The organism is Amycolatopsis sp. NBC_00345, assembly GCF_036116635.1.
Classification (GTDB): domain Bacteria; phylum Actinomycetota; class Actinomycetes; order Mycobacteriales; family Pseudonocardiaceae; genus Amycolatopsis.
Window position 1 is genome coordinate 5,017,000 of the sequence record NZ_CP107995.1, and the last position, 22,032, is coordinate 5,039,031.

24 protein-coding genes are annotated in these 22,032 nt (G+C 71.1%); 7 read left to right on the top strand and 17 right to left on the bottom strand.

The annotated features are described in order from the left end of the window. Positions 1–17: 17 nt before the first annotated feature. The 13 genes from OG943_RS22215 to hrcA all read right to left on the bottom strand — a co-directional run bounded on the left by OG943_RS22215 (position 18) and on the right by hrcA (position 11,110). Positions 18–1,274, bottom strand: coding sequence for an RDD family protein (locus OG943_RS22215; protein ID WP_328611716.1), 1,257 nt, complete (start codon positions 1,272–1,274; stop codon positions 18–20). A gap of 207 nt (positions 1,275–1,481) precedes the next feature. Further along, entirely contained in the window at positions 1,482–1,910 is a 429-nt protein-coding gene (locus OG943_RS22220; protein ID WP_328612127.1) for a DUF2752 domain-containing protein, read from the bottom strand. A gap of 17 nt (positions 1,911–1,927) precedes the next feature. Next, a complete protein-coding gene (locus OG943_RS22225; protein WP_328611717.1) occupies positions 1,928–2,269 on the bottom strand; it encodes a CD225/dispanin family protein in 342 nt (113 codons plus the stop codon). A gap of 26 nt (positions 2,270–2,295) precedes the next feature. Then, positions 2,296–2,622, bottom strand: coding sequence for a CD225/dispanin family protein (locus tag OG943_RS22230; protein ID WP_328611718.1), 327 nt, complete (start codon positions 2,620–2,622; stop codon positions 2,296–2,298). A gap of 273 nt (positions 2,623–2,895) precedes the next feature. Then, positions 2,896–3,795 carry a GTPase Era gene (gene era / locus OG943_RS22235; protein ID WP_328611719.1) on the bottom strand — a complete coding sequence of 300 codons (900 nt, stop codon included), beginning with the start codon at positions 3,793–3,795 and terminating at the stop codon, positions 2,896–2,898. Continuing rightward, positions 3,795–4,130, bottom strand: a complete 336-nt coding sequence (locus tag OG943_RS22240) for a cytidine deaminase (RefSeq protein ID WP_328611720.1) — start codon at positions 4,128–4,130, stop codon at positions 3,795–3,797. The genes era and OG943_RS22240 overlap by 1 nt, the downstream gene beginning before the upstream one ends. Continuing rightward, on the bottom strand, positions 4,123–5,475 hold the full coding sequence (locus OG943_RS22245; RefSeq protein WP_328611721.1) for a hemolysin family protein: 1,353 nt from the start codon (positions 5,473–5,475) through the stop codon (positions 4,123–4,125). Before OG943_RS22245 ends, OG943_RS22240 begins: the two co-directional genes overlap by 8 nt. Before the next feature lie 10 nt (positions 5,476–5,485). Beyond that, positions 5,486–6,037, bottom strand: coding sequence for an rRNA maturation RNase YbeY (gene ybeY / locus OG943_RS22250; protein WP_328611722.1), 552 nt, complete (start codon positions 6,035–6,037; stop codon positions 5,486–5,488). Further along, the gene (locus OG943_RS22255; protein WP_442874801.1) at positions 6,034–7,032 is read right to left on the bottom strand and encodes a PhoH family protein; all 999 of its coding nucleotides are present in this window, start codon (positions 7,030–7,032) and stop codon (positions 6,034–6,036) included. Before OG943_RS22255 ends, ybeY begins: the two co-directional genes overlap by 4 nt. A gap of 318 nt (positions 7,033–7,350) precedes the next feature. Further along, complete coding sequence (locus OG943_RS22260) at positions 7,351–7,710, bottom strand: histidine triad nucleotide-binding protein (RefSeq protein ID WP_328611724.1); 360 nt, start codon at positions 7,708–7,710, stop codon at positions 7,351–7,353. 396 nt (positions 7,711–8,106) lie between these two features. Continuing rightward, positions 8,107–8,859 carry a 16S rRNA (uracil(1498)-N(3))-methyltransferase gene (locus OG943_RS22265; protein ID WP_328611725.1) on the bottom strand — a complete coding sequence of 251 codons (753 nt, stop codon included), beginning with the start codon at positions 8,857–8,859 and terminating at the stop codon, positions 8,107–8,109. Between the two features lie 16 nt (positions 8,860–8,875). After that, on the bottom strand, positions 8,876–10,042 hold the full coding sequence (gene dnaJ, locus OG943_RS22270) for a molecular chaperone DnaJ (protein WP_328611726.1): 1,167 nt from the start codon (positions 10,040–10,042) through the stop codon (positions 8,876–8,878). A 42-nt stretch (positions 10,043–10,084) separates the two neighbouring features. Beyond that, positions 10,085–11,110: a heat-inducible transcriptional repressor HrcA gene (hrcA, locus tag OG943_RS22275; protein WP_328611727.1), complete on the bottom strand. Its 1,026-nt coding sequence runs from the start codon at positions 11,108–11,110 to the stop codon at positions 10,085–10,087. 243 nt (positions 11,111–11,353) lie between these two features. On the opposite strand from hrcA, the gene OG943_RS22280 reads away from it, so the two are divergent. From OG943_RS22280 to OG943_RS22300, 5 genes are all read left to right on the top strand, one after another. Continuing rightward, positions 11,354–11,893: a YbaB/EbfC family nucleoid-associated protein gene (locus OG943_RS22280; RefSeq protein ID WP_328611728.1), complete on the top strand. Its 540-nt coding sequence runs from the start codon at positions 11,354–11,356 to the stop codon at positions 11,891–11,893. Beyond that, entirely contained in the window at positions 11,893–12,213 is a 321-nt protein-coding gene (locus OG943_RS22285) for a type VII secretion target (RefSeq protein WP_328611729.1), read from the top strand. The genes OG943_RS22280 and OG943_RS22285 overlap by 1 nt, the downstream gene beginning before the upstream one ends. Positions 12,214–12,215: 2 nt before the next feature. After that, positions 12,216–13,478, top strand: coding sequence for a PPE domain-containing protein (locus OG943_RS22290; RefSeq protein WP_328611730.1), 1,263 nt, complete (start codon positions 12,216–12,218; stop codon positions 13,476–13,478). 123 nt (positions 13,479–13,601) lie between these two features. Next, positions 13,602–14,117 carry a hypothetical protein gene (locus OG943_RS22295; RefSeq protein WP_328611731.1) on the top strand — a complete coding sequence of 172 codons (516 nt, stop codon included), beginning with the start codon at positions 13,602–13,604 and terminating at the stop codon, positions 14,115–14,117. Between the two features lie 28 nt (positions 14,118–14,145). Beyond that, positions 14,146–14,712, top strand: a complete 567-nt coding sequence (locus tag OG943_RS22300; RefSeq protein ID WP_328611732.1) for a hypothetical protein — start codon at positions 14,146–14,148, stop codon at positions 14,710–14,712. Positions 14,713–14,717: 5 nt separating this feature from the next. Here the strand turns inward: OG943_RS22300 and OG943_RS22305 are convergent, their stop codons facing one another. Then, the gene (locus OG943_RS22305) at positions 14,718–16,208 is read right to left on the bottom strand and encodes a CoA-acylating methylmalonate-semialdehyde dehydrogenase (protein WP_328611733.1); all 1,491 of its coding nucleotides are present in this window, start codon (positions 16,206–16,208) and stop codon (positions 14,718–14,720) included. 146 nt (positions 16,209–16,354) lie between these two features. Here OG943_RS22305 and OG943_RS22310 point away from each other — a divergent pair, with 146 nt between their 5' ends. Then, on the top strand, positions 16,355–18,001 hold the full coding sequence (locus tag OG943_RS22310) for a PucR family transcriptional regulator (protein ID WP_328611734.1): 1,647 nt from the start codon (positions 16,355–16,357) through the stop codon (positions 17,999–18,001). Positions 18,002–18,029: 28 nt separating this feature from the next. Then, positions 18,030–18,419 carry an SSI family serine proteinase inhibitor gene (locus tag OG943_RS22315; RefSeq protein ID WP_328611735.1) on the top strand — a complete coding sequence of 130 codons (390 nt, stop codon included), beginning with the start codon at positions 18,030–18,032 and terminating at the stop codon, positions 18,417–18,419. On the opposite strand, the gene OG943_RS22320 is transcribed toward OG943_RS22315, so the two are convergent. The 3 genes from OG943_RS22320 to OG943_RS22330 all read right to left on the bottom strand — a co-directional run bounded on the left by OG943_RS22320 (position 18,416) and on the right by OG943_RS22330 (position 21,888). Next, on the bottom strand, positions 18,416–19,954 hold the full coding sequence (locus OG943_RS22320) for a DUF4153 domain-containing protein (RefSeq protein ID WP_328611736.1): 1,539 nt from the start codon (positions 19,952–19,954) through the stop codon (positions 18,416–18,418). The two genes, OG943_RS22315 and OG943_RS22320, sit on opposite strands and share 4 nt — an antisense overlap. A gap of 183 nt (positions 19,955–20,137) precedes the next feature. Then, positions 20,138–21,193 carry a HAMP domain-containing sensor histidine kinase gene (locus OG943_RS22325; protein WP_442874802.1) on the bottom strand — a complete coding sequence of 352 codons (1,056 nt, stop codon included), beginning with the start codon at positions 21,191–21,193 and terminating at the stop codon, positions 20,138–20,140. Between the two features lie 20 nt (positions 21,194–21,213). Further along, positions 21,214–21,888 carry a response regulator transcription factor gene (locus OG943_RS22330; protein ID WP_442874803.1) on the bottom strand — a complete coding sequence of 225 codons (675 nt, stop codon included), beginning with the start codon at positions 21,886–21,888 and terminating at the stop codon, positions 21,214–21,216. Positions 21,889–22,032 lie beyond the last annotated feature (144 nt).

A 22,032-nucleotide genomic window follows, 5' to 3' on the forward strand; every position in this document is an offset into this window, starting at 1 on the left:
GTCTTCAGGTGGACGGCTCAGTTCTGGCCGGGCTGTTCCGGCGGGATGTTCTGCGTCGCCTCGGACTGGCCCGGCTTCAGCATCTGCGTGCGCTCGGCCGCGTCGGAGCCGCTGCTCTCGGGCTGGCCCGGCTTGATCATCTGGGTCGGCTCGGCCTGTTCGAAGCCGGACGCGCCCGGCTGCTCGAACCCGCCGCTCGGCGGCTGCGGGGCGAAGGGCTGCTGGGCCGGCGGCTGGCCGAACCCACCCGGCTGCTGCGGCTGGCCGAACGGCTGCTGACCGGGCTGGCCCGGCTGCGGCTGACCCGGCTGACCGGGCTGCGGCTGACCGGGCTGGCCGAAACCGCCCGGCTGCTGCGGCTGCCCGTACGGCTGCTGGCCGGGCTGCCCCGGCTGACCCGGCTGACCGAAGCCCGGCTGCTGCCCGGGCGGCGGGAACCCGCCGCCGCCGAACGGCTGCTGCGGCTGGCCGAAAGCCGGCTGCCCGTACGGGGCCGCCGCGGGCGCGGCGTCCGCCGGCACGACGATGCTGCCGATGATCTTGTCGCCGAAGGTCTGGGACTTGGCGTCCCACAGCGGCCACAGGAAGCCGAGGTAGCAGATCGCGTTGTCGAGGATGTGCGCGAGGTCGCGGACGAACGCCATGCCCGGCCCGAGCGGCTGGCCGGTGTCCTCGCGGATCAGCTTGATGCCGAGTACCCGCTTGCCCAGTGACTGGCCGGTGGTGCCGCCGGTGATCCAGCGGTTGTAGACCGTCCAGCCGATGAAGCCGAGGATCACGACGAAGTAGATGATCATGCCCGCGGTTTCGCTCGCGATCATGACCAGGACGGCCACGATGATGCCCGCGATCAGCGGCGCGGCGTCGATCAGGTAGGCGCCCGCGCGCTGGCCCCAGTTCGCGTAACCGCCGGGCGGCGCGAACTGGCCCGGCATCCCGTACGGGGCGGGCTGGCCGAAGCCGCCCGGCTGCTGCCCGTAACCCGGCTGCTGGCCGTAACCGCCGGGCTGCTGCCCGAAGCCCGGCTGGCCGGAGGGGTCCGGCTGGCCGAAACCACCCGGCTGGCCCGGCTGGCCGTAACCGCCGGGCGCGGGCTGGCCGAAACCACCCGGCTGGCCCGGCTGGCCGGGCTGGCCCGGCTGGGGGAAGCCGCCGGACGGCGGTTGCTGGCCGAAGCCACCCTGCTGCTGGCCGTACGGCGGTTGGGCCGGCGGCTGGCCGAAGGGCTGCTGGCCCTGCGGCTGGCCGGTGGGCTGGCCGTAGGGATCGGTCATCGGGTACTCCCCCTCGCTCGTCGTTCGCCCGCGCGGTGCCTCCCGCGGGGGTCCGGCCGTGGTCACACAAGTCCCTGGTGGACAGGCCGGTGCGCGGGAGCGTACTCGGTCACGGCCCGGACGGCCCGGCTAGGCGCCCGCAGTCGCGGACGTGTCGGACTCCTGCGACGGACGCGGGCCCGCGCCGGTTCCGCTCAAGGGGAAACTTCAGACGAACAAGCCGGTGAACGGCGGAAACGGCAGGTTGCGAACCACGAACCAGACGCAGAACACGATGGCCACCACGAGCGGCGTCCGCCGCCAGTGCAGCCACGACCGGACGGCGCGGCCGCGGAGCCGGCCGAGCGTCCACGCGGCCCCGCTCCAGGCGAGCAGCACGAGGAACACCAGCGAGACGGCGTTGTAGTGCAACGCCCCGGCGAAGTCGCCGTGCAGCACGCTGTACGCCATGCGCATGCCGCCGCAGCCGGGGCAGTCGATCCCGAAGAGGTATTTGGTGGGGCACACCGGAAGCGGCCCGCCCGGCGTGGTCGGGTCGCCGAGCCACACCGCCGCGCAGCAGACGCCGAGGCCCGCGATGACGGCGGCCGGCGGCGCGAGGGCCCGCGCTTTCGCACGCAGCCCTCGCGCCGGCATTCCTGTGTAGACGGTCGTCACGGCGTGTACCTGGAGGACGAGGTGCCGACGACGACCACCATCACCACGATGAAGATCACGTACAGCAGCAGGAGGATCCCCGTCGTGATGGCCGACCACATCGCCCACTTGCGCGCGTCGGCCGCGGCCTTGTACGCCTCGGCGTGGAACCCCTGGAACCACAAGCTGTTGACCTGGTTGGACTTCACGATCGAAACGATGCCCAGCGGCAGGCAGCACAGCACCGTGGTCAGGATGGCCCAGACGAGGTTGTTGTCCGGCGGCGGGCCGTAACCGGGTGGCCCGTAGCCCGGGGCGCCGTAGTACGGGCCGCCGGGCGGTGGGTACGGGCCGGTCATGAAAGTCCCCCTGCTGCTGTTCGCCGTCAGTACGTGTTGACGTTACCGCTGAAGGTGAGCGCACCCGTAACGGAGAGGATGATCGAGATCACGATCAAGACGACGCCGATCGCCGCCGAAATGATGGCCCACTTCTTCGCCGACTGCGCGGCCTGCTGAGCCGCCGCGCCCTGTCCCTGCGCCCACAGGCCGTTCACCTTCGCGGCCTGGACGATCGACACGATGCCGAACGGCAGGCAGCAGAAGATGGTCGTGAGAATGGCCCACACGAGGTTGTTCGACGGCGGCGGGCCGGGCTGGTACCCGCCCTGCTGGCCGCCGGAGTAAGGGGGCAGGCCCTGGTCACTGGTCATGGTGGGTGAAAACCTTTCCTGGTGTTCGGTGGGATTACCGCCGCCGTTGCCCGATCAACGGCTTCGGCACGAAGCTGCCGCGTTACTAATACGACCGAAAGTAGGCGGATACGGGCTGCAGCCGATCTGCTCGTAGAAACCCGTTTCCGCCGTGGCTGCCGTCGGATTAGTAACGAACGACACCGTAAGGGCCGCTGCCCGGTTCCCGCCGGGGAAAGGTCCACCCGCGATCTAATCGAGACTTACCGGCCATCGATCGTTCGCGAAACCCGCTCAGAAGCCGAGGCGGCGCAGCTGGCGCGGGTCGCGCTGCCACTCCTTGGCCACTTTCACGTGCAGGTCGAGGTAAACTTTCGAACCCAGCAGACCCTCGATCTGCCGGCGCGCCGCGGCGCCGACCTCCCGCAGCCGCTCGCCCTTGTGGCCGAGGATGATGCCCTTCTGGCTCGGCCGCTCCACGTACAGGAACGCGTGCACGTCGATCATGTCGTCGCGGCCCTCGTGCGGCAGCATCTCCTCGACGGTGACGGCGATGGAGTGCGGCAGCTCGTCGCGGACGCCCTCCAGCGCGGCCTCGCGGATCAGCTCGGCCACCAGCGTCTGCTCCGGCTCGTCGGTGAGCTCGCCGTCCGGGTAGAGCTGCGGGCCCTCGGGCAGCCGCGCCACGAGCAGGTCCGCGACCGTCTGCACCTGGAAACCGTCCACAGCGGACACCGGCACGAGGTCGGCGAACTCCATCACCTCCTGCAGCGCCAGCAGCTGCTCGGCGACCTGCTCGGGCGGCACCAGGTCGGTCTTGGTGACAACGCCGATCACCGGCGTCCGCTTCGCGATCTTCGTCAGCTCGGCCGCGATGAACCGGTCGCCGGGGCCGACCTTCTCGTCCGCGGGCACGCACAGGCCGACGACGTCCACTTCGGACCAGGTCGAGTGCACGATGTCGTTGAGCCGCTGGCCCAGCAGGGTGCGCGGCCGGTGCAGGCCGGGGGTGTCGATGATGACCAGCTGCGCGTCGTCGCGGTGCACGATGCCGCGGATCGCGTGCCGGGTGGTCTGCGGCTTGCTGGAGGTGATGGCGACCTTCGAGCCCACGAGCGCGTTGGTGAGTGTCGACTTCCCGGCGTTGGGCCTGCCGACGAAGCAGGCGAAACCCGAGCGGTGCGGCGCGGCCATCAGGCGAGCACCTCGACGACGTTGCCCTCCGGGTCGGCCAGGATGATCGAGGCCGTCTTCGCCAGGTCGCGGACGGCGTTCACCGAAGCCTCCTGGACCAGCGCGTCGGCGGTGACGACGGCAGCCGCTTCGAGCCCCTCGGCCCCGCTCGACAGCGCGGCGGCCACGGCGGCCTGCAGCGCGGTCAGCTTGAACGAGGGCTGGTCGACGGTCGCGGCCGCATACGTCCGGCCGTCGGTGTCGCGCACGGCGGCACCTTCCGCCGTGCGCACGCGGGCCCGCGACGACCGGGCCAGTGTGACGAGCTTCTGGTCCTCGGCGTCGAGGTCAGGCATGTTCGACTCTCCTGTCGCGTTCTTCGGGCTGGGGCACCCTGGTGCGGCGGCGCGCACCGGACTCGGTCACCGCTTCGGCGTCGGCCGGGTGCACGACCACCGAGGTGATCCGCATCCGGCCGCGCCGGTCCTTGCCGCCTTCGGCGAACAGCCGGAGGCCGGCGACCTCGGCTTCGGCCCCCGGCAGCGGGACCCGGCCCAGCCGCTCCGCGAGCAGGCCGCCCACGGTCTCCACGTCGTGATCTTCCTCGAGGTCGATCCCGAACAGCTCACCGAGGTCGTCGATGCCGAGGCGGGACGATACGCGCACGGCGCCGCCCTCCAGCTCCTCGACCTCGGGGCGCTCGTCGGTGTCGGACTCGTCGGTGATCTCGCCGACGATCTCCTCGAGGATGTCCTCGATGCTCAGCAGGCCCGCGGTGCCGCCGTACTCGTCGACCGCGATCGCCATGTGGTTGTGCGTGCGCTGCATCTCCTTGAGCAGCTCGTCGAGCCGCTTGGAGTCGGGCACGAAGCTCGCCGGGTTCATCACGGCGTCGACGACGGTGCTGGGCCCGTCCGGGTCCATGAAGGCCGGCATCAGGTCCTTGATGTTGACCACGCCGACGATGTCGTCCACCGACTCGCCGATCACCGGCACGCGGGTGAACCCGGTGCGCAGCGCGAGCGCGAGCGCCTGGCGGACGGTCTTGGTGCGCTCGATCCAGACGATCTCGGTGCGCGGCACCATCACCTCGCGCGCGACCGTGTCGCCCAGCTCGAACACCGAGTGGATCATCTCGCGCTCGGAGTCCTCGACGACGCCGCGCTCCTGCGCCATGTCGACCAGCTCACGCAGCTCGACCTCGGAGCTGAACGGGCCTTCGCGGAAGCCCTGGCCCGGGGTGATGGCGTTACCGATCACGATCAGCAGCCGGGACAGCGGCCCGAGCACCGAGCCGAGGACCCGCACCAGCCCGGCGACGGTCGTGCCGACGCGGTACGGGTGCTGGCGGCCGATGGTGCGCGGGCCGACGCCGATGAGCACGTAGCTCACCACGACCATCACGACCGCGGACAGCAGCACGGCGAGCCACAGCTCGCCGAACCAGTGCACGAACGACACGGTGACCAGGACCGTCGCGGTCAGCTCGCAGCTCAGCCGCAGCAGGAGCAGCAGGTTGATGTGGCGGCGGCGCTCGGCGACCACGGCGGCGAGCTGGCGCGCGCCGGCCCGCCCGATCCGGACCAGTCCGTCGGTGCGTGCCTGCGACACCGTGCTGATGGCCGCGTCGGCCGCCGCGAACACCCCGGCCAGCAGCACGAGCGCGATCGCGACGACCAGCTGTGCCGTGGGACTGCCCATGACCGGCTGCCTAGGACGTTTCCCCGGCCGCAGGCGTGTCGAGGCCCGCGATGCCGAGCACGCGGTCGTCCGCGTTGCGCTGCGCGTTCTCCCGGTCCAGCTCGGCGACGGCCGCCTGGAACTCGGTGAGGATCCGCTTCTGCAGGCCGAACATCTCGCGTTCCTCGGCGGGCTCGGCGTGGTCGTAGCCGAGCAGGTGGAGCACGCCGTGGACGGTGAGCAGGTGCAGTTCGTCGATCAGCCCGTGGCCGGCCGTCTTGGCCTGGTCCTTCGCGAACGCCGGGCACAGCACGATGTCGCCGAGCAGGGCCGGCGAGGCGTCGGGCGCGTCGGGGCGGCGGGAGGAGTCCAGCTCGTCCATCGGGAAGGCCATCACGTCGGTGGGACCGGGCAGGTCCATCCACCGCTCGTGCAGGTCCTCCATCACCTCGAGCGTGACGAGCAGGATGGACAGCTCGGCGAGCGGGCTGACCTCCATCTTGTCGAGCGCGAAGCGGGCGGCCGAGACGATCGACCCCTCGTCGACGTCGACCCCGGACTCGTTGGCGATCTCGATGCTCATCGGCGGTTGCCCTTCCAGCCGCCGGCCTGCTGGTCCTGCGTGTCCTGCACGGCCTGCCACTTCTCGTAGGCGTCCACGATGTCGCCGACGAGCCGGTGCCGGACGACGTCCTGGCTGGTCAGCTCGCTGAAGTGCAGGTCGTCGACACCCTCGAGGATGTCGCGGACCACCCGCAGCCCGCTGCGCTGGCCGTTGGGCAGGTCGATCTGGGTGATGTCGCCGGTGACCACGATCTTGGCGCCGAAGCCGAGCCGGGTGAGGAACATCTTCATCTGCTCGGGCGTGGTGTTCTGGGCCTCGTCGAGGATGATGAAGGCGTCGTTCAGCGTGCGGCCGCGCATGTAGGCGAGCGGGGCGATCTCGATGGTGCCGGCCTGCATCAGCCGCGGGATCGACTCGGGCTCGACCATGTCGTGCAGCGCGTCGTAGAGCGGGCGCAGGTACGGGTCGATCTTCTCGTTCAGCGTGCCGGGCAGGTAGCCGAGCCGCTCGCCGGCCTCGACCGCGGGGCGGGTCAGCACGATCCGGCTGACCTGCTTGGCCTGCAGCGCCTGGACGGCCTTCGCCATGGCGAGGTAGGTCTTGCCGGTGCCGGCCGGGCCGATGCCGAAGACGATGGTGTGCTTGTCGATGGCGTCGACGTAGCGCTTCTGGTTCAGCGTCTTGGGCCGGATCGTCTTGCCGCGGCGGGAGACGATGTTGAGGCTGAGCACCTCGGCCGGGGACGCGTCGCCGCTGGAGAGCATGCCGACGGTGCGGCGCACCGTGTCCGGCCCGACCTGCTGGCCCCCGGTGGCGAGCTGCACCAGCTCGGTGAACACCCGCTCAGCGAACGCGACATCAGCGGGCAGCCCGGTAAGCGTCACCTCATTGCCACGGACATGCACGTCCGCCGCAAGCAGCTCCTCGGCAACACGCAGATTCTCGTCACGCGAGCCCAGCAAGCTCAGCGCAGCAGCGTCAGGAATGGGAAAACGGGACTGAGCCTGCGCCACGCCGCCAGCGGCGGCGGCGCCGTCCTCGTTCTTCGACGCCGAGCTCTTCGACACCTTCGACACGGGAACGTCGGGTCGGGCGGCTCCACCCTGTGCGGTTCCGGCCACGTGGCCTCTGGCCTGCTTTCTGCGCTTGCGAATCTTGCTCGGACTGAACGGACCGAACGGACCGGCCCCCTGACGATGCTACTGGCTGCCGCCACGCCCCCGCAGGTCGGTTTCCCAACCCCAGGCCTCCACCCCCAGGCCTCCGCCCCCGACCCTCACCCCCGTGCTTCGCCCGGCCTTCGCCCCAGGCCTCCCCCGTGCTTCACCCCACTACACCCCAGGCTTGCCGAACAACCCCAACGGCTCCCCACCCAGCACATGCGCGTGCACATGAAAAACCGTCTGCCCCGCATCCCCATCGGTATTGAACACAACCCGATACCCCGACTCCGCAATCCCCTCAGCCTCAGCCACCTTCCGACAAGCCCCCACAACCTCCCCCAACAACCCAGGATCCGCTTCCGCCAACTCCCCCACATTCCGATACCGCACCCGCGGAACCACCAGCACATGCACCCTGGCCTGCGGATTTATATCCCGAAACGCAAACGTCTTCTCATCCTGATACACCACATCGGCAGGAATCTCCCCACCAATAATCCGCTCGAACAACGTCTCCGCATCACTCATCCCCCCACCCTACAAACCCACCCAAGCTCCCCAACCACCACGCCGCAGGCGACAAGAAAACCCAGCCACGCTGGAACAGTGACAAACCGCACCGTGGGGGGTCCGGGGGGCTCGGCCCCCCGGACGATACGCGGAAACCGCACCTCCGCGAAGGAGATGCGAAGCGTCTACGAAGACGCCACAGGCGGTGGAGCCTGGGGGTCGCTCCACCGCCTGTGGCTCCGCCGGACCGAGGGGGGAGGTGCCCGGCGGGGTTTTCGGGTACGCGCACACCGGTATTCCCACCCAGTTGCGCGCCGAAACCTTGGTTCTTGCGCGTTGTGACGAGCGTAGCTGCCCGGAGCGTGATCGCGCCATAACTCGCCGCAAAATACGCGGGTTTTTCCCTGGTCCGGCTCAGTGCCAGCGGCCGGTCAGCGCACCGAGGGCGCCGAGGGCGACGGCGGCCGCGGTGGAGGTGCGGAGCACGGCCGGGCCGAGGCGGACGGCGATGGCGCCGGCGGCTTGGAGGGTGGCGAGCTCGTCGTCGGTGATGCCGCCTTCGGGGCCGACGACGAGCAGGATGTCGCCGGTGTCGGGGAGGTCGACGTCGGTGAGCCGGCTGGTGACGCCGGATTCGAGCACGAGGGTGCGGGACATGGTGGCGGCGAGCTGGGCGAGCTCGCGGGTGTCGACGGGCTCGGTGACGTCGGGGATGTGGGCGCGGCGGGCTTGTTTGGCGGCGGAGCGGGCGGTGGCGCGCCAGCGGGCGAGGGCTTTGTCGCCGCGGCCGCCGTCCTCCCAGCGCGCGACGCTGCGGGCGGCGCGCCACGGCACCACGGCGTCGGCTCCGGCCTCGGTGGCCAGCTCGACCGCCAGCTCGCCGCGGTCGCCCTTGGCCAGTGCCTGTGCGACGTGCACGCGCAGCGCGGGCGGCTCTTCCGTCCAGCGTTCGACGACGGTCAGGGTGAGCTGGGCTTCGCGTCCGGCCTGGACGGCGTCGACGGTGCAGCGCGCCATCGCGCCGGCGCCGTCGGAGAGCACGAGCTGCTCCCCCACGCGCAGCCGGCGGACGGTGGCGGCGTGCCGGGCCTCCTCGCCGTCGAGGACCGCCCGGCCGTCTTCGGGCAGGGCGGCGGCGAGGAAGACCGGCAGCGTCGTGTCGGGCACTTACCGCTCGCCGGGCCTAGTAGCGGTTCTTGGCGCGGAGCTTGGAGAACAGGCCGCCGTGCTTGCTGCCGTTGGACGCCAGCGTCGGCACCTCTTCGCCGCGCTGCTGGGCCAGGTCCACGAGCAGGTCGCGCTGGGCCTCGTCGAGCTTGGTCGGCACCACGACGTCGACGTGCACGTGCAGGTCGCCGCGGCCGTCGACGCGGCCGGACGAGCGCAGCCGCGGCATGCCCTTGGCGGTGAGCACCAGCTCGGTGTTGGGCTGGGTGCCGGGCTCGATGTCCAGCTCGTAGTCGCCGTCGACCAGCGTGGTGATCGGCACGGTGGCGCCGAGCGCGGCGGTGGTCATCGGGATGCGGAAGTTGCAGTGCAGCTCGTTGCCCTCGCGGATGAACACCTCGTGCGGCGTCTCGTCGATCTCCACGTACAGGTCGCCCGCCGGGCCGCCGCCGGGGCCGACCTCGCCCTGGCCGGACAGCCGGATGCGCATGCCGTCGCCGACGCCCGGCGGGATCTTCGCCGTGACGTTGCGCCGCGCGCGGATCCGCCCGTCGCCGCCGCACTGGCGGCACGGGTCGGTGATGACCTCGCCGAAGCCGCGGCAGACCGGGCACGGCCGGGCCGTGACGACCTGGCCGAGGAACGAGCGCTGCACCGACTGCACCTCGCCGGCGCCGCCGCAGGTGTCGCAGGTCTTCGTGGTCGTGCCCTCGGCGGCACCGGCGCCACGGCACAGGTCGCAGACCACGGCGGTGTCGACCGTGATCTCGCGGTCGGCGCCGGTGGCGCACTCCTCCAGCGTGAGCGCGAGCCTGATCAGCGCGTCGGAGCCGGGCTGCACGCGGCTGCGCGGGCCCCGCCCGCGGCCACCGCCGCCGCCGGCCGCGCCGAAGAACGCGTCCATGATGTCGCCGAGCCCGCCGAAGCCCGCGAACGGGTCACCGCCGCCGCCCCCGCGCGCACCCGAGTCCATCGGGTCCCCGCCGAGGTCGACGACCTTGCGCTTCTGCGGGTCCGAGAGCACCTCGTAGGCAGTGGTCACCTCGCCGAACCTGTGTTGCGCGTCCTCCGACGGGTTCACGTCGGGGTGGAGCTCACGGGCCAGCTTGCGGTACGCGCGCTTGATCTCCTGATCGGACGCGTTCTTGGCCACCCCGAGGATCCCGTAGTAGTCCCTCGCCACCGTCTTCGCCTTCTCCTTCTGCTCCGCCCGGCCCGCTGCTGATCAGCGGGCGGACAGGATCTGCCCCACGTAGTTGGCCACCGCGCGGACCGCCGCGATGGTGCCCGGGTAGTCCATCCGGGTCGGTCCGACGATGCCCATGCCCCCCAGGATCATGTCGTCGGCGCCGTAGCCGATCGACACCACGGAGGTGCTTCGCATCTGTTCGTCCTCATTTTCCTCACCGATGCGGACCGTGACCGCACCGGGGTTGCGCGCCGCCGCCAGCAGCTTGAGCACGACCACCTGCTCCTCGAGCGCCTCCAGCACCTGCCGCAGCGACCCGGGGAAGTCCGCGACGTTGCGGGTCAGGTTGGCCGTGCCGCCGAGCACCAGCCGCTCTTCGGGGTGCTCGACGAGTGATTCCACCAGAACCGTACAGATACGGGTGAGGCTGTCGCGCAGGTCGGCCGGTGCCACCTCGGGCAGCTCGGCCACGCGGGCGGCGGCCTCGGCGAGCCGTCGGCCGGCCAGCGCCCCGTTCAGCACCGTGCGCAGCCGGAGCACGCCCTCCTCGTTGACCACGTCGCCGAGGTCCACGGTGCGCTGGTCGACCCGCCCCGAGTCGGTGATCAGCACCAGCATCAGCCGCGCCGGCGTGAGCGGGACCACCTCGAGGTGGCGGACCGCCGCGTTGGTCAGCATCGGGTACTGCACGACCGCGACCTGCCGGGTGAGCTGCGCGAGCAGCCGGACCGAGCGGCGGAGCACGTCGTCGAGGTCGGTGCCGGAGTCGAGGAAGCTGATGATCGCGCGGCGCTCGGCCGTGGACAGCGGCTTGATCTCCGAGAGCCGGTCGACGAACAGCCGGTACCCCTTGTCCGTGGGGATCCGGCCGGCACTGGTGTGCGGCTGGGCGATGTAGCCCTCCTCCTCGAGCGCCGCCATGTCGTTACGGACCGTGGCGCTGGAGACGCCGAGGTTGTGCCGCTCGACGATGGTCTTCGAGCCGACCGGCTCCTGGTTCGAGACGTAATCGGCGACGATCGCGCGAAGAACCTCGAAGCGACGTTCGTCCGTGTTCGCCACCCGCACCTCCCTGGTCTGGCCCCGTCCTCACAACGAGTTTACGGAAGCCTGAGTGCCCCGCGCTCAACCCGCCGGGGTCGCCGCCGCGAGCCGGCCCGGCCGCCATTGTTAAATGAATGGCAAACAACACTTAATAAAGGCGAATCGGACAAATCAAAACTTCGCTTGCCGAGGGAACCGTAACCGGGTTTGCTGCCTCAGAAAGACCATGGTGGAACCGAGGACCCGAGGGCAGTTGTGGACATGAACGCAGGCGCACCCAATACCTCCGATATCGCTGAAATCGGACAGCGGGCCGCCGAGGCCCAGGAACGGCTGAAGCACGTCGCCGCGACAGCGACGAGCGCCGACGGCGCGGTCACCGTCACCGTGAACACCGCCGGAGCACTGCAGCAGCTGAGCTTCGGCCCCCGGGCCGAGGAGATCCCGCGGGCCGCGCTGGCCGCGGCCGTGGTCGCCACGGCGCACCGCGCGCAGGCGCAGGCGGCCCAGCAGCTGACCGCGATCATGGCGCCGCTGATCGGTGAGAACAGCGACGCGATGAAATTCCTGGAAGAGCAGATCCCGACTCCCGAGGTCGAAGAGGAAGCGCCGCCCGCCGAGCCGCAGCGGCAATTCTTCACCCGCGAGGACGAATTCCCGCCGCCCCCGCCGCCGGCCCGCCCGGCACCGCCGGCGCCCCCGGCCCCGACGCGCCCGCCGCGGCCGTCCCGGCCGGCGCCGGCCGGCTCCGATGACGACGACTACTACAACGGCGGCTCGATCCTGGGGAGGGGTTACTGATGGCAGGTGGACAGAAGGTCAGCCTGACGGCGCTGCAGGCGCACAAGGGCGAGGTGCAGAGCATCGGCGACGGCGTGAAGGCGGCCGCGGAGGCGACCGCCGGGGCCGGCCAGGCGATGAGCGACAACGCGTTCGGGATCGTCGGGGCACCGTTCGGCGCGGCGATGGAGATCTGGACGGCGATCGCGTCCTCCTTCATCGGCGACGTCGCGAGTTCGGCCGAGGACATCGCCGACAAGCTCCAGCAGGCCCACGACATGTACGACGACCACGAGAAGCAGACCGCCGGCCACATCACCGGCCTCGGCAAGGAGCTGTAGGCATGACCGAGACGCAGGAGAACCCCCTCGTCGCGAAGTCCGAATCGCCGAGCGGGTTCACGACGAACATGGGCTCGTCGAAGAACGAGATGGACAACATCAACGCCCAGTCGTCCGGCGCGGGCATCCTCAACGACGTCGCCTCGACCATCACCGACGCCCGCAACGGCGACTGGCTCAACCTGGGCGTGGACGCCGTCACGGACGGCCTCGACCTGCTCGGCGCGGTGATGGACCCGCTCGGCACGCTCGCGAGCGCGGGCGTCGGCTGGCTGATCGAGCACATCAGCTTCCTCAAGGAGGGCCTCGACCAGCTCGCGGGCAACCCCGAGGCCGTCACGGCGAAGGCCACGACCTGGGAGAACGTCTCCAAGCAGCTGGAGCAGAGCGCCGGCCAGTACGAACAGGCCGCGGCGAAGGTGGCCCCGGACTTCCAGGGCCAGGGCGGGCAGGCGTACCAGGACACGGCCAAGGGCTACGCGGCGACGCTGCGTGGCGCCTCCGGGCAGGCGCACGCCGCCGGGATCGGCATGAACGTGGCGGCCGCGCTGGTCGGCACCGAGCGCGGCCTGATCCGCGACTTCATCTCGTCCTTCATCGGCGAGCTGATCATCAAGGCCCTCGCCGCGCTGGCGGCGTCGTGGTGCACCTTCGGCGGCACGATCGCGGCGTTCATCGCCGACACCGTGGTGGAGGGCGGGATCCTGGCCGAGAAGATCAGCACCCGCATCGCCAAGGTGGTGGAGCAGCTGGAGAAGCTCGCCAAGAGCGCCGGCAAGTCCAAGGCGGCCATCGAAGACGCCGCGAACGCGCTGAAGAAGCTCGGCAAGACCGCTGACAAGGTGACCGACAAGAGCGTCGACCTCGCCGCGAACATCGAGAAGAAGGGCAACGAGCTCACCGACTCCGCCCGCGCCGCCGGACGGCCCCACGTGGACGAAAGCGTCGCCGACAAGGCCGACCGCTGGAAGGACTCGGCAGCCGACAAGATGCCGTTCCACGACAAGCTTGAGGGGGCGGGCGACAAGCTCTCCGAGCACGGGCGCAACTTCCTCAGCCCCGAAGGCTGGCAGAAGGCCGGCGGGGACGTGCCGAAGCCGAATTCCGCGGACTGGGTCGGCGTCGGTACGGAGGCGCGGCGTCAGGAGAACGAGCAGTTCGCCCGTCAGCATGAAGGCGCCGAGGCCTACGAGAAGGAACACGAAGGCGAAAAGCCCGAAGGGGGCGAAAAGCCGGAGGGCGGCGGCGAAGGAAAGCCCGAGTGACGGTAGACCAGGATGAAGTCGCTCGCTTCAGCCGGAGTGGGCGGCTTCACTCTTCACAGCGCAGCAAGGATCCCTGATGAATCTGCCGTACAGCAAGCAAGGCCCACCGGAAGGTTGCGGCGAATGACGACTCCGGTCAGCCCTGCGGAGGTGGCCGCGGCCAATCTCGCCGGCCGGCTGCACCCGTCCCAGCGCGGCAAGGTGCTGGACGTGGTCTTCTGGACCCTGCTCATCGTGGGTGTCGCGATGGTGTTGCTCGCGGTCATCCTTCCGCTCACCACCGACGTCTTTTCCGGTGCCAAGTCCGGGCAGTCTCTGGCAGCCATGCCCTTTGTCGTCCTGCTGGCGGTGCTGTGCCTGTTCCTCTGCTGGCGGCGTTACCGAGATCTCCACCGGCCCTTGATTCTCATCACCGGCTGGACTCACGACTTCGGGAAAGCCAGCTGCACGGACGAGTACCCCATCGGCATGAGGTTCGAGAGCCAGGGCATCATGACGGCCGAACGCCGAGAACTGCGAGCAGGTGGGAAAACCTACCTTCCGACCAGGGAAATGTGGGCACTGATCCAGCCCAACCGAAACAACACGCTGTGCATCCTGCCCAGGAGCAAGCTACTGGTGAACGTCATCCCTTCGTGAATCCGCCGCGCAGCAAGGAAAAACACGAATGACGGCGGACGCCGAGGTGGAGCTGGCCAATCGCAACGGCCGCCTCCACCCGTCTCAGCGCGGGAAGATCCTGGACTTCAACTTCTGGGTGGCCGCCGTGCTCGTGGTCGCCGGGATCGTCGGGCTGGTGGCCCTTGTGGTCAAGGCCACCGGCGACGTCGGCGATGCGAATCAGCTGAACGAAGTCACCGGCAAGACCACCTTTTCGCCGGTGGTCATGCTGATCCCCGGCCTCCTGCTGATGGTGCTGGCGCTCGCGCTGACCGGCTGGTTCGCCTTCGTCTGCCGGCGGAGGCTGGCAGAGGTGCGCGACGGGCGGCTCGTCGCGGTCACCGGCTGGACGCACGACCTCGGGGAGGTGTCCGGCAAGCACCCGGCGCCGGGGCAGTATCCGATCTACCTGTATTCGATCATGGAGCGGATCCGGTTCACCTATCTCCTCGTGAACGGACAAAGATACCGCCTCGACGACGCGAAGCTGCGGAACCGGATCCGGGGCGAGCGCACCAATATCGTGCTGTCCACGCCCCGCACCAAGATCCTGGTGAACGTGCTCCCCGGCTGAACCGCTCAGGAGTTGCCGGGAAACCCGAGGTTCACCCCCGCGTGCGAAGTGTCCGGCCACCGCGAAGTGACCACCTTCGTCCGCGTGTAGAAGTGAAACCCTTCCGGCCCATACGCGTGGCTGTCGCCGAACAGGGAGTCCTTCCAGCCGCCGAAGGAGTAGTAGCTGACCGGGACCGGGATCGGCACGTTGACGCCGACCATGCCGACCTCGACCTCGTTCTGGAAGCGCCGCGCGGCCGCGCCGTCGCCGGTGAAGATGGCGGTGCCGTTGCCGTAGGGGTTGGCGTTGATCAGGGCCAGCGCGTCGTCATACGAATCCGTGCGCGCCACCGACAGGACCGGGCCGAAGATCTCGTCGGTGTAGATCGACATTTCGGGGCGCACGTGGTCGAACAGCGTCGGGCCGAGCCAGAAGCCGTCGCCGGGAACCTCGATCCCACGGCCGTCCATCACCAGCGCAGCACCCGAGGCGACGCCTGCGTCCACATAGGACTTCACACGCTCGTGGTGCGCCTTGGTGACCAGCGGCCCCATCTCCGACGACGGGTCCCGGCCGTCGCCGACGCGCAGCCGGGCCATCCGCTCGGTGATCTTCGCGACCAGCTCGTCGCCGACCGGGTCCACGGCGACCACCACCGACACCGCCATGCACCGTTCCCCCGCCGAGCCGAACCCGGCGGACACGGCGGCGTCCGCGGCCAGGTCGAGGTCCGCGTCGGGCAGCACGATCATGTGGTTCTTCGCCCCGCCGAGGGCCTGCACGCGCTTGCCGTGCCGGGTGCCGGTCTCGTAGACGTAGCGCGCGATCGGCGTCGAACCGACGAAGGAGATCGCCTTGACGTCGCGGTGCTCCAGCAGCCCGTCGACCGCCGTCTTGTCGCCGTGCAGCACGTTCAGCGCGCCCGCGGGCAGCCCGGCCTCGGCGAACAGCTCCGCGATGAAGACCGCGGCCGACGGGTCCTTCTCGCTCGGCTTGAGGACCACGGTGTTGCCGCACGCCAGCGCGTTCGGCACGAACCACAGCGGCACCATCGCGGGGAAGTTGAACGGCGAGATCACGCCGACCACGCCCAGCGGCTGCGCGATCGAGTAGACGTCGACGCCGGTGGACGCGTTCTCGCTGAAGCCGCCCTTCAGCAGCTGAGCGGCGCCGCACGCGTACTCCACGTTCTCGAGCGCCCGCGCGATCTCGCCGGCCGCGTCGGACTCGACCTTGCCGTGCTCGGCCGTGACGATCTTCACCAGCTCGTGCTTGCGCGCCGAGAGCAGCTCCCGGAAGGCGAACAGCACCCGCGTGCGCCCGGCCAGCGACGTCCCGCGCCAGCCCGGCAGCGCGGCCTTGGCGGCGGCCACCGCCTGGTCCACCTCCGGCCGGCCCGCGAAATCCACCTTCGCCCGGACCTCACCGGTCGCGGGGTCGAACACGTCCCCGGCGCGCCCGGCCGGGCCGGTGAACGGCTTGCCGTCGATCCAATGGCTGATGCGGTCGGTCACGACGTCCGCTCCTTCTCGTCCCGGGCACGCTGTCCACCCGAGTCTCCGGGCGGGCGCCACGCGGGCGCCATCGGCAACGTGTACGGACTGCCCGGCCCGGCCGTACAGTCTGTGCCTGCCGGTGCGGAAGGAGACCCGAGAACCCGATGTACCCGACCGTCGCCGAGGTGCTCGCGCTGCCGGTGCTGCGCCAGGGCCGTCCCCACGTCGTCGCGGGCAGCGCCGGGCTGGACCGGCCCGTGCGGTGGGCGCACGTCGCCGAGATCGCCGAGATCGCGCCCCTGCTGCGTGGCGGCGAGCTGGTGCTGACCACCGGCGTCGCGCTGCCGGACGACGGCGCCGCGCTCGCCCAGTACGTCACCGACCTGGCCGAGGTCGGCGTCGCCGGGGTGGTGGTGGAGCTGGTGCGGCACTGGAGCGACCGGCTGCCGCGCGCGTTGGTCGAAGCCGCCGAGAAGCACGGTCTGCCGCTGGTCACGCTCTCGCGCGAGACCCGCTACGTCGCCGTCACCGAGGCAGTGAACGGGCTGATCGTCGACGCGCAGGTGGCCGAGCTGCGAGCCGCGGAACGCGTGCACGAGACATTCACCGCGCTCACCGTCGCGGGCGCCGAGCCGGGCGTGGTGCTGGGCGAGGTCGCGCGGCTGACCGGGCAGCCGGTGGTGCTGGAGACCCTGGAGCACGAGGTGCTGGCCTACGACGCGGCCGGCCTCGACCCGGGCGAGCTGCTCACGGGCTGGCCGGCGCGCTCGCGGGTGGTGCAGCTCGGTGAGCGCACGGGTTACCACGCGGCGGCGGGCGGGCTGGTCACCGTCGTCGGCGCGCGCGGGCACGACTGGGGCCGGCTCGTGCTCGTCTGCGCCGAGCCACCGCCGCACCGGTACCGCGTGGTCGCCGAGCGGGCCGCCTCGGCGCTGGCCGTGCACCGGCTCGTCGCCCGCGACTCCGACACGCTCGAACGCCAGGCCCACCGAGCCGTGCTGACCGACCTGCTGGCCTCGCCCGCGCCGTCGGCCGAAGCCCTCGCCCGGGCCTCGGCGCTCGCCGTGCCGCTCAGCGGACGGCGGCTGATCGGGCTGGCCGTGCGGCCGCGGGTCGCCGCGACCACCCGGCCGGCGCTGTCCACACCGCCGCTGCTGCGCGAACTCGCCGAGGCGACCGCGCTGGCCGCGCGGCGGGCGAAGGTCTCGGCGCTGGTGGCGACGGACGAGACCGGCGTACGGGCGTTGATCGCGCTGTCTCCCGAAGCTGCGGCGGAAACCGTGCTGTCGCGGCTGGCGACCGACATCCACGAGGCCCGCGCGAGCGCGCCCTGCGTGATCGCCGTCGGCACCACCGTGACCGGGTCCGCGGAGGCGCGCCGCACGCTGGTCGAGGCCGCCCAGGTAGCGGCCGCCGCGCTGGACGAGGGCGTCGAGCGGCCGCTGCACCGGCTGCGTGACGTCCGGCTGCGCGGGCTGCTGCAGCTGCTCGAAGGCGACGAGCGGGTCAGCGCGTTCGCCGCACGTGAGCTGGGGCCGCTGCTGCAGCGCGACGCCGCGTCGGGCAGCCGGCTGGTGCAGGCGCTGCGGCACTACTGCGCGCACGGCGGCAACAAGTCGGCCGCCGCCGTCGCCGCGCACACCTCGCGCACGGCGTATTACCAGCAGCTCGCACGGATCGAGCAGGTGCTCGGCGTGCGACTGGAGGACCCGGAGTCGATGCTGTCGCTGTACGTCGCGTTACTCGCGTACGACCTGGCCGCGGACACCCGTACGAGCGAGGAAAACTCACCCGGACGAGGACCACAGTGAGCGGCTCCCGGCTGCCGATATCCCCAGCATGGTCTTCTCTTCTTTCGCCCCGATCGCCGCGTGCGTATTGGGTCTCAGCGGTGTCGCCGGTGCTGCCGCTGTCCCCGCCTCGACCGTGCCGTCGTCGATACTGCGGCTGAGCACACACGAGACGTCCGGCCGGACCGCGGCCACCTCGCTGACCTGCCGGCCCACCGGCGGCAGCCACCCCCAGCGCGACACCGCGTGCGCCGCGCTGATCGCCGCGGGCGGCGACTTCACCCGGATCAAGCCGCGGCTGCAGCGCTGCACGATGCTCTACGCGCCGGTGGACGTGTCCGCCGTCGGCACCTGGGCCGGCTATCCGGTGTCGTTCCACACGACTTACCCGAACAAGTGCATGGCGGACGCCCAGTCCGCCGGCGTTTTCGCCTTTTAGCGGCAGCCCGCCACCGGCAGGTGGACACTCCGCGCACTGGCCCGGCTGAAATTCCAGCCGGGCCAGCTGTCGTCCGGGAGGTCCCGCAGCACCGGGCGGAGCACGCAGCCGGCGTCCGGCAGCCGCTGTGCCACCACGGGCACGACGTCGGTGGAGAACCCGCCGAGGTAACGGACGTCGAGCGGCTTCCCCTGCGCGGTGCGGTCGATGTTGGCGCCGGCGATCAGCGCCTCCGGATCGGCCACGGCCAGTGCCAGCAGCGCGGCCGCCGCCGTCGCGATCGCGGCCCGCGGCAGCCAGGCCGAGCGCAGCCGCACCAGCGCGGCGCCGACCAGCAGGAACACACAGCCGAGCCAGATCTCGCAGACCTCCACGAGCAGGCGCAGCACGGTGAAGCCGTACGCCTCCTGGTAAGTCCACATGCGACTCAGCGCCGAGAGGACCAGGACCAGGCTCAACGCGGCCAGTGCGCCGAGCAGGACCCGCTGGCCGATCCGGTCGCCCTTCAGCTCGCGCGGCCCCCAGCGCAAGGCGGCGGCGATGATGGCGAGTGTCAGGACGGTGCACGCGCAGAGCTGCCAGAAGCCGCCGCGGGCGTACTCGGCGGAAGTCAGGCCACCGGTGCGCAGCACGTAATCCTTGCCACCGAACAGGACCACGATCCGGACGGTGACGAAACCGGCGAAGATCACCACCAGCGTGGCGAGCGGTAGAGTCCACAGCAGACGGTCACCTCGTGCGACTCGCGGTCCGTCGGCAGCGGGATGCGGTGGCGACGCGAGCAGGTAACACGCCCCGGTGACAACGAACAGCGCGGCACCGAACAAGAAGGCCCAGCGGAAGATCGTGCCGACCCCCAGATCCGGCGGCACCATCCCCCCGACGAAGTGCGCGAAGGTCGGGTCCGCGCTCGTCAGCAGCGGCAGGAACACCGCGACCACCGCGACGGCAGCGACCACGGCGCCGAGCACACGGCCGCGCTGCCGCCCCACCCCGCGAAGCCCGCGTGCCACCCACGGGATCGACCCGAACGCCTCGATGGGCAGCGCGAGCACGTCGTAGAACGCGGTGTTCATGGTGCGCCGCCCGACCACCGCGAGCGAACCGGTGACGACCGCCGTGAGTCCACAAAGGATGAACAGCCAGCCGGACGCCCGCACCGCGCCCACCGCCAGCAGCGCCAGGGTAAGCGCGGCCCACCCCGCGCTGGCCCGCGTGAAGTGCCGGGGCGCGTCAGCCGGCCGCGCCCGCCGGTCCACCGCGACGATCGCCCCGGCCAGCACCGCGGCGGTCAGCACCCAGCCGATCCCGGGCCGGTCCAGCGGCACCACCACCGCGGCCACCAGCCCGGCCGCCCCGGCGGCGGGCAGCACCGCGGCGGCCATCGGCACCACCTCGGACTTCGGTGGCAGCGCGGGCAGCATCAGCACCGGCACCGTGAGCTGCGGGCTCGACGGCCCCGGCGCAGCTTGCGGCCTTGCCCCCGTCTCGGCTGCCGAACCGGCCGCGTCCTGCGTCTTCGCGGCTTGCAGCACGGACTCGGCCCAGCCCCGCGCCGTCCCTTCCGCGCCCGGCGGAACAGCGTGCGCCGGTCGGCGTCTGGATTCCGGATCTGTTTCGGACAAGGTTTTCCGCCTTTCTCCATGACGAACTCACGCTGCGTCGAAGCACGCAGCGTGGTCCGCTTTCGCGAATGTCGGATCGACGAGTCAGACGGGTCAGGCGGGCAGCGTCACCCGGATCCGGCAGCCCTCCGGGAGAGCACCCGAGTCCGGGGAAACCGCACCGCCACCGGGAATCAGGGCAGGCGTGTCCGGCGCGACGACCGCGATCGAACCGCCGTGCAGTTCCACCACCCAGCGGGCGATGGCCAGGCCGAGGCCCGTCCCGCCGCCGCCGGCGCGTTCGCCGCGGGTGAAGCGTTCGAAGACGCGCGCGCGGTCCGCCGGCGGGATGCCGGGGCCTTCGTCGCGGACCTCGATGTGGGCCACGTCCGCGTCGACCACCGCGCGGACCTCCACCGAGCCGCCCGCGGGGCCGTGCCGGGCGGCGTTCTCCAGCAGGTTCACCACCACCTGGTACAGCCGCGCGCGGTCCGCCGTCACCGCCGCGCCCGGCGGCGACACCGACACGTCGAACCGCACGCCCCGGCCCGCGGCGGCGGCCATGGCCTCCGCCTCCTCCGCGACCTCGGCGAGCAGTTCCGCCAGGTCCACCCGGGAGAAGTCCAGCGACAGCGTCCCGCCGTCGATGCGCGAGAGGTCCAGCAGCTCGGTGACGAGCCGGCCCAGCCGTTCCGTCTGGTGCAGCGCCGTCCGCAGGGTGGCCGGGTCCGGCGAGGCGACGCCGTCCACGAGGTTCTCCAGCACGCCGTTCAACGCGGTGATCGGCGTGCGCAGCTCGTGCGACACGTTCGCGATCAGCTCGCGGCGCTGCTGGTCGGCCGTAGCCAGGTCGGCCGCCATCTGGTTGAACGCGTGGGCCAGCGAGCCCACCTCGTCACGGGCGGTGGCGCGGACGCGGCGGGTGTAGTCCCCCTTCGCCATCGCGCGCGCCGCGGCCGTCATCTCGCGCAGCGGGCGGGTCATCCCGTGGGCCAGGATCTGCGACGTGACCAGCGCGATCAGCATCGCCGTGACCGTGGTCTTCGGCGGCAGCCAGCCGATCCGCCAGTTGAAGAAGGCGAACGCGATCCCGCCCGAGGCGAGCAGCAGGATGGCCAGCTTGAGCTTGATCGACCGGATCGGGTCGAGCGGGCGCGGCAGCAGGTCCACGAGCTTGCCCAGGAACACCCTCACGCCGGCACCTCCAGCGCGTAGCCCACCCCGTGCACCGTCCGGATCAGGTCGGCGCCGAGCTTGCGCCGCAACGCCTTGATGTGGCTGTCCACCGCGCGCGTGGTGGCGCCGCCGGCGTGCACGTCCCAGTCCCACACCTCGGCCAGCAGCCGTTCGCGCGGCTGTACCGAGCGCGGCCGCCGCGCGAAGTGCACCAGCAGGTCGAACTCGATGGGCGTCAGCTGCGCGGGCTCCCCGGCCCGCGTCACCCGGCGCTCGTCGATGTCGATCTCCAGGTCGCCCAGCACGATCCGCTCCGGCCCGGGCCGCGCGGACGAGCGCTCCACGCGCCGCAGCAGGGCGTGCACCCGGGCGGTGAGCACACGCATGGAGAACGGCTTCGTCAGGTAGTCGTCGGCGCCGACCCCGAGCCCGACCAGCAGATCGGTCTCGTCGGCACGCGCGGTGAGCATCAGCACCGGCACCGGCCGGCGCGCCTGGATCCGGCGGCACACCTCGAGCCCGTCGAACCCGGGCAGCATCACGTCCAGCACCACCAGGTCCGGCCCGGTCGCGGCCTCCGCCGCCACCGCGGCCGGCCCGTCGTGGGCGAGTTCCACCGTGAACCCCTCGGCCCGCAGCCGGGCGGCGATCGACGCGGCGATCGTCAGGTCGTCCTCGACGACCAGCACCCGCCGTCCCCCTCTGTCCATGCCGACGACTCTAGGGAACCACCGTGGAGGCCATCCGGGTGAGCTGTGGAGATCCTGTGGAGAACGCGAGTGTGTTTCGATCACTTTGCGCGAGTGCTACCGGCAGATTGTGACCCAGGTCAT